This is a genomic window from Flavobacterium hydatis, from assembly GCF_000737695.1.
GTDB classification, from domain to species: Bacteria; Bacteroidota; Bacteroidia; order Flavobacteriales; family Flavobacteriaceae; genus Flavobacterium; species Flavobacterium hydatis.
Map to the genome: position 1 here is coordinate 1 of NZ_JPRM01000068.1, position 7,966 is coordinate 7,966.

The following is a 7,966-nucleotide window of genomic DNA, read 5'->3' on the forward strand; positions in this document are numbered from 1 at the left end:
AGTATACGGTTGGCATAAACCGAAATGATATTTGTAAAACCCGGAATAACTTCTGATTTTTTGTTGAACATGGCTTTTACTGCCATTTTTGCAACTTCGTCAGGTTGCATATTAAACTTTTTGGCCATTTTGCTAAAAGCGTCTAAACCAGCTCTTGAAGCAAAACCTGTATCAACTGGGCCTGGGCTAAAACAGGTTACTGAAATTGAAGTTTGTGCAAGTTCGAAACGCAAGGCGCGCGTAAAGGATAAAACAAAAGCCTTTGTAGCCGAATAAATAGCTAGCGTAGGCACAGCTTGGTATGCAGCAGTGCTCGATATGTTTAAAATGTAGGCTTGTTTTTCTTGTGAAAGTATTGGGATTAATAAATGTGAAAGTTCTACAACTACATTCATGTTAAGTTGCATCATACCAAGCTGATCGGTTAGAGAGGACTGACTAAAATCGCCCCACACACCATAACCAGCATTGTTTACTAAAATGCCAACTGGATAGTTATTCATTTTAATCCAATCAATTACTTTTAGCGATGCACCATTTGTAGAAAGATCAATCGATAAAAAAGAAGCATTAATACCATATTTAACTTGAAGATCATCAGATAATGCTTTTAATTCCTCATCACTTCTAGCAACAAGCAATAGTGGGTAACCTTGTTTAGCCAATTCGTAAGCAATAGATTTTCCAATACCCTTGCTGGCGCCAGTTATTAAGGCATACGGTTTAGTTTTTTCGCTCATTATATTAATTTAATGATCAAATATAAAGATTAATTATAAACCGTTGGGTGGGCAACGTATATAATGGTTACCCTCTGCTCTAGCCTTTGGGACTTATTGCATTTAGTATAATTATAAGCAAGCAGGTTAGCTATTACTAAATCAATTCGGAAGCAAGATCAAATTATAATAAATCTAAATGTTTTTTTAGCGAAGTAATAAAACAATATCCATACGATACATACAAACCGCTTTTCAATAAATAGCAGTTTGTAAACCCGTTAAGGTTGACTTGACAGGACTCAAACCACACTTAAATCATTATAATACAGTATCGCATAAATAACATTAAACCTTATTCTCTTTTATATATTGATTTACCATTCTTAATGGTTTCCAAAATTTTAATGTCTTTTATTTTTATACTATTTACTTTTAAAGGGTTTTTATCCAAAATAACTAAATCAGCAAGCTTACCAGCTTTTAAACTACCTTTCCTATCTGTCTCATCATATTGAGCGGCAACATTAATAGTCATTGCTTGCAAACCTTCATATGGTGCAACTCTTTGATCAGCTCCAACAACTGCTCCTCCTCTAGAAATTCTATTTACTGCTGACCACAATACCATCATCTGATCGAGTGGTGCAACGACAAAATCAGTATGATTAGTAGGTTTTAATCCTGCATCAATAGCATCTCTCATTGGGCTTATATATTGAGATTGTTTAAATCCGCGATTTTTTAAATGAGCCTCGTAAAAATAATAAGTATGTAAAGTATAAAATGAGGGACGTATTTTATATTTAGTAAATTTTTGTATTTGATCTTTACGAATAAATTGTGAATGAATAGATGTTACGTTCCATGGTTTGGAATAATCCCCTCCTCTAGCATATTCATACGCCGCTAGAAAACTGTCAATTGCAGCATCACCATTACAATGCAGGATCAAAGGAACTTTTAAATCATAAACTTTTTTTACCATTTGATTTACTTGTTCCTGCGGAAATGTAAGTTCACCTTTCCAATCTTTTTCTCCGCTAGGTCCTCCTAAAAGGTATGGTGTAGAAAAATACGCTGTTCTTCCCTGCGGCGATCCATCTATAGTAATTTTTACTCCACCGATTTTAAAACCTTTATTATACTTTCCCCATTCTGATAAAGGTATCTTTTCGATTACTTTATCGACATCAGTAATAAAAGGATAAGCAACTATGTCAATAATATTAGCATCGGCGTTAGCAACCCTATTCATAGTCTCAATTTGTGAAAAGTGTGATAACCCTTCATGAGCTGTTGTTATTCCAGCCTCTGCATACAGCATTTGTCCAGCTTTAGACCAATCAATTTCCTGTTGAGGAGTCATTTTTTCAGACTGCTCTGCTATTGGCAGATATGCTGTTTCCATAATTAGTCCAAAAGGTTCATTTGTTCCTGGCTTACGAACAATAATTCCCCCTGGCGGTGTTTTAGTTTCGTCATTTATACCGTATTTCTTTAAAGCTAAACTATTTAGTACTGTTCCATGCATTGATACATGGTCAACACGCACAGGATTATCGGGAAAAGCTTTATCTAAATCATCTCGGTTTAACAACCTCTCATTTGGCATTACAGTATCATCATACCCATAACCAACTATTAATTCTCCTTTTTTTATATTATGTTTCTCAACAAATGCTTTCAGTGCAGTAATAATACTTTCAACGTCTTTTCCTGTTCCTGAAGGTGGTGCATATAGCTGACATTGGTTAGCAACTGAAAGTGAATTTATATAATGGCTATGAGGATCTAAAAATCCAGGAAGCATAGTATTGCCTTTTAAATCAATTAAAACTGGATTTTCTCCTGCTGATTTAACAGCTTCATCTTTGTCACCAACATACAGAATTTTTCCGTCTTTTACGACTAGAGCTTCTACATATTTTTCCTTATCTCCATCCATGGTAAGGATATCGCCACCATAATAAATTGTAGCCGTTTCATCACTTGTTTTACTCTTAGATTCTTTATTACAACTTGAAATGATTATAAGAATGCATACTGCCAATAAAAGATTACTTAATTTCATAAAGCTAATTTTTTTGATTAGAAATAACTTTTACACTTACCTTTTTAAACAACTAATAACAAGATAATTAAAACAAATAAATATAAGAAAAAATAGCACAAAAATAAAAGAGATCCCTTTTTTGTTATAAAAAACAAAGGATAAATTTTAAAATCTCACTTTCGTTTCTTTTACATTTTATATCGAAATTATTATTCAAAGATGTTTGGAATTCCTTTTAATTTTAATTTATTTTCACCTATTGCCCTTTTTGTTTTCAAATTCTGTTGCTAAAATTTATATTCCTAAATGATATAATATAAATAACATCTTCGTCTAATTAACGATTTTTAACAGTTAACCCTCATAATACATACAAACCTCTGCAAAATAAAACACAAATAATTATCTTACAAATTCACTTAAAAATAAGTAAAATACTTATTTATTGTGATACGTAAAAAATAGTCTATAATTAGTTTTGCATCTATAAATCAATTAGCCCATAAAAATCATGAAACGATAATTAATAAAACTATACGTACATATCAAAAAAATTCCCTTTACAAGAAACTTAAAAATAATATCACTTTTTTAACATTAATACATATAAAACATTAATAAAAAAGTTAAAATATTCTATAAATTTGCATTAAAATCATTTTATACTCCATTATTGGCACAGTGTTTGGAAACTGCTCTAACAATCCTAATCAAATTTATTGCTAAGCAATAAACTGATATGATCAGCCTATTAAGAACTTAAAAAAAATGATTATGAAAAATTTACTTTTCTGTTTAGCAGCATTATTTATGCTCGGACAATCGATTTTCAGCCAGACCAGTAATGATGCTCCTGCTCTTGGACTTCCAGGAGATAATCTGGATTTATATGCTGTTTTAGACCTTTTTCAAAAATCAAAGACAATCGAAGATTTTGAGAAATCATTAAATGAAGAGAAAAACAAAACGAACAACCTTGATTTAAATCTAGACAAAAAAGTTGATTTTATCAAAGTCATCTCAAAAAAGGAAGGTTCTTCATTTACATTTGTTCTTCAGGTACCGGTAAGCAAAACCGAAACACAGGATGTAGCTGTTATCTTAGTTGATAAAGATAAAAATGGAAAAACCAGCCTTCAGATTATTGGTGACGAAGATTTGTATGGTAAAAATTATGTTATTGAACCGAAAACAACGGCAACTGCAGCAATAACTGCTAATCCTGCTTACACTGGATCAAATCCTGTGACTGAAAATGTTTCCGCATCTCAAGCTGTAAATGTAGAGACAGTTCCTGTTGTGCAATATATTTATTCGCCAGCTTACGTTCCTTACTATCCGCCATATTATTATGGCTATTATCCACCTTATTATGTGCCATATGCTGTAATATCTATAGCTATTTATCGTCATCATCATTTCCACCACCACCATCACTATCATGGAGGGCATTATGGAGGGAAAAATACAATAGTTATAAATAACAAAAATGTATATAATAATTATAAAATAGACAGAAGCCGCTCAAATACTGTTATAGCAAACAGAGACTCTGGTAAATACCGTACAGATAAAACAAATAATAAACTGCCAGCACGCACTACAGATCAGAGAGACAATAATCATAATAAAGGCAAAGATTCTCAGACACGTAAGTATAATCAGGCGACAAACGGATCAACAAAAAATCAGAATCGAACTCAGAAAGTTCCTGCCTTAAAAGGATCATCTAAGACTATTGCCAAGAAACCTTTGCGAGCTGGGTTATAAAACTCTGTGAGAATAAAAAAACTAAACTTAATTTTAGCTTTTAGCAGTAATACTTTATTTCAATATTATGAAAAAAGACTTTTTTATACTTTAGTATACTTATCTGTATTATCACTTTCATTCAATAAAAACTCTAGATAATCTGAAGATAGTGCCGAAAGTTATCAAAGTTGAACCTAAAATTTATACTTCAGAAATAGTTAAATTTTAATGTGAATTCTCAATAAATATTTATTAAAGAGACAACTAGTAAATAGTTGTCTCTTTTTTTATGCACAAATATGTATATTTTTTCAAGCCTTTACATCCTAACATTTTATCGTTCGGTTTTTTTTCGAGGATTCGTACTAAGTGCAGCGCTCCATCTGTAAGCCATTCCAATCACAAGTTTATCAATCAACATAAAACTTGCCGAAATAACTTTCTACAGTGAACACCCTTCTACAATTACTTTTTAAATTAAAACTTTTTCATTTTCAACTTGATGAATCACGTAAACTTATATCTCCAATTTAAAAGAGGAAAGCTACTTTATTTTCTTATTTCGGTTACCAAACCAAATAATATTTCACTTACAAAAAAGTATTTTATCAGTATTTTATTCACATGAAATAAAACAATCAATTATTACAAAATCAGATCATTATACATATTTTTTTTGCAATAAATTTTCATGTACAAAAGAGTCTAATTAAAGAAACTGAATGCTCATTTTTTATTTTTTTTATCAAAAAAATGTCATTTCAACGACTTTTTAGGCTATTAAAAGAAAAAAAACAACTATTAAAAACAGAACATATAACTTTGATTCTGTTAAAAAGATACACATTTCATAAATTTTAAACTAAAAAACTATGAAAAGAAAAATCACTCTACTTCCACAGACTTTTTAATTCTGTCATTTTCGACAATAGACTGTTATTCACAAACAAATCCAAGGGTTAGCTTAGGTGAATCAATAGCTTTTAAATATTCAAGTTGTCCTTAAAAAGACATAACAATCCCATATTTTTTTATTAAAGAATTAATAAAAAATTAATTACTGGTTTATTTAAATAATACAGATTATGAAAAAAATTACTTTTATTCCGTTTTTAGCTTTTTTGGTATTGTTGTTTTCTACAATAGTTAGTTATTCTCAAAACACTAATATTACTTTCGATAATACTAGCGCTTCATTAACAACAACTCCAGCTTGTTCATTTAATCAATGTAATGCTCAAGATGTAAATTTTGGAGATGTTTATTTAGGCGATAATGTTGGGAATGTGGCTACTTTGGCTTATATTACAAATCCTGTAAATGGATTGTATATTTGGGTTACAGTTTCGTCTAACAGTTCCAAATATGATTTGTTATTTCAATTTGACTATCTGGTTGGAGGAGTTCGAAAAAATTTCGATAACACTAATTTTGTTGGTGCAGCAACAGATAGGTTAACTATTAAAATTAGAGGAAGTATAATTACAGCCGGTTCCAAATACAGAATGGCTCAAATTACAAACTATACCGCAGGTCAATCCCTTGAATTAAAAAATATTTATTTATCATGGGAAACAAGTGGACAGGCCATTACGCCTGCCCAAAGTCTTTCTTTAATTACTTGTAATCCACCTAAATGCAGCAGTGCACTTTCAAGTGGGATAATTGTAAAAACACCTTTGTTTGCCGATTTTTCTATTAATAAAAGTTGTGATGGAGGTACTTATCAAAAAGTGTTTTATACCAGTACTTCAACAGGAGTTGAGCCAAACACTAATTATAGCTGGTCATTTCCTGGTGCTGCTACAATTTCTCCAGTTAGTTTAACAACAATAGGCCCTTATACTGTTACTTATTCTTCAGCTGGTCCGTTTAGTGCCAGTTTAACAGTCTCAGATCCAACAAATCAAGTTATTCCAAATACTAAAACAGTTAATAATATAACTTTAACTTCGTGTTGCACTACACCAGTTATAACAGCAATAACTGGCACTAATATATGTAGTGGAGGTACTTTTACCGTAACACCAATAAATGGAACTAATGGAACAGTACCAGTAGGTACGCTTTATAGTTGGGCAGCTCCTAATGTAATTGGTATTTCAGGAACAGCGGCAGGAAGTAATGCTGCCAGTATCAGCGGTACATTAACTAATTCTACCAATGCTCCCATAAATGTAGTCTACACTGTAACTCCAACATCAGGAATCTGTACAGGAAGTACCTTTACCGTAACAGTAACAGTGAATCCTAAACCAGCATTGAGCAATATAACTGCCTCTAGTATATGTAGTGGAGGTACTTTTACAGTAACACCAACAAATGGTACTAATGGAACTGTTCCGTCAGGTACCACTTATAGTTGGGCAGCTCCTAATGTAATTGGTATTTCAGGAACAGCGGCAGGAAGCAATGCCTCAAATATCAGTGGTACACTAACAAATTCAACCAATGCTCCGATAAACGTAATATATACTGTAACCCCTACTTCGGGAACTTGTTCAGGAAGTACTTTTACGGTAACAGTAACGGTAAATCCGAAACCAACATTGAGCAATATAACTGCTACTAGTATATGTAGTGGAGGTACTTTTACTGTAACACCAGCTAATGGAACCAATGGAACAATTCCGGCTGGTACCACCTATAGTTGGGCAGCTCCAAATGTAGTTGGGATTTCAGGAACAGCAGCAGGAAGTAATGCTGCCAGTATCAGCGGTACATTAACTAATTCAACCAATGCTCCGATAAACGTAATATATACAATAACCCCTACTTCAGGAACTTGTGCAGGAAGTACTTTTACAGTAACTGTGACAGTTAATCCATTACCAGTATGTTCAATAACAGGTCCAGATGGTCCAATTTGCCCATCTTCAACAGGTAATAGTTATTCAGCACCTGCTGGAATGAGCAATTACACTTGGTCAATTTCAGGAAATGCTACTATCAATGGTAATACATCTTCCCAAACAGTTTTAATAACTGCGGGTGCTAACTGTGGCGCTTCATTTACACTAACCTTAGTTATCAAAGACATCAATGGATGTGAATCAACATGCACTAAGATAATTAATGTTCAAGATTCAACCGCTCCTATCTGGACAACGGCTCCAACTGCGCTTAATGTTACTTTACAATGTAGCGATACTGCAGGATTAACTGCTGCGCAAGCAAATGCTCCTGTAGCAACTGATAATTGTGGTGGAACTGTAACGTATACTAAAGTAAGTGGTGCTTTCGTTGCTGGAACTTGTGCAAACTCCGGAACATATACAAATACTTGGAAAGCAACTGATGTTTGTACGAATGAGTCAACTGTATTTACGCAAACAATTACCATACAAGATACAACAGCTCCAACTTGGACAACAGCTCCCGCATCTCTTGATGTAACATTACAATGTAGCGATACTGCAGGATTAACTGCTGCGCAAGC

The 7,966-nt window shown here is 32.8% G+C and carries 4 protein-coding genes; 2 read left to right on the plus strand and 2 right to left on the minus strand.

Annotation, left to right across the window (positions count from 1 at the left end):
• On the minus strand, positions 1 to 740 hold a 740-nt coding region (locus IW20_RS24975), incomplete at its 3' end, for an SDR family NAD(P)-dependent oxidoreductase (protein ID WP_035629032.1).
• A 334-nt stretch (positions 741 to 1,074) separates the two neighbouring features.
• Positions 1,075 to 2,793, minus strand: a complete 1,719-nt coding sequence (locus IW20_RS24980) for an amidohydrolase (RefSeq protein ID WP_205625927.1) — start codon at positions 2,791 to 2,793, stop codon at positions 1,075 to 1,077.
• Between the two features lie 756 nt (positions 2,794 to 3,549).
• On the opposite strand from IW20_RS24980, the gene IW20_RS24985 reads away from it, so the two are divergent.
• Together IW20_RS24985 and IW20_RS24990 are read left to right on the plus strand one after the other, a co-directional pair.
• Entirely contained in the window at positions 3,550 to 4,545 is a 996-nt protein-coding gene (locus IW20_RS24985; protein WP_123869546.1) for a hypothetical protein, read from the plus strand.
• Positions 4,546 to 5,612: 1,067 nt separating this feature from the next.
• The coding region (locus tag IW20_RS24990) for a PKD-like domain-containing protein (protein ID WP_035629035.1) at positions 5,613 to 7,966 on the plus strand (2,354 nt) is incomplete at its 3' end.

Coding starts and splice junctions, on each gene's coding strand:
- IW20_RS24985 (WP_123869546.1), top strand. CDS start 3,550: ATGAAAAATTTACTTTTCTGTTTAGCAGCATTATTTATGCTCGGACAA.
- IW20_RS24980 (WP_205625927.1), bottom strand. CDS start 2,793: ATGAAATTAAGTAATCTTTTATTGGCAGTATGCATTCTTATAATCATT.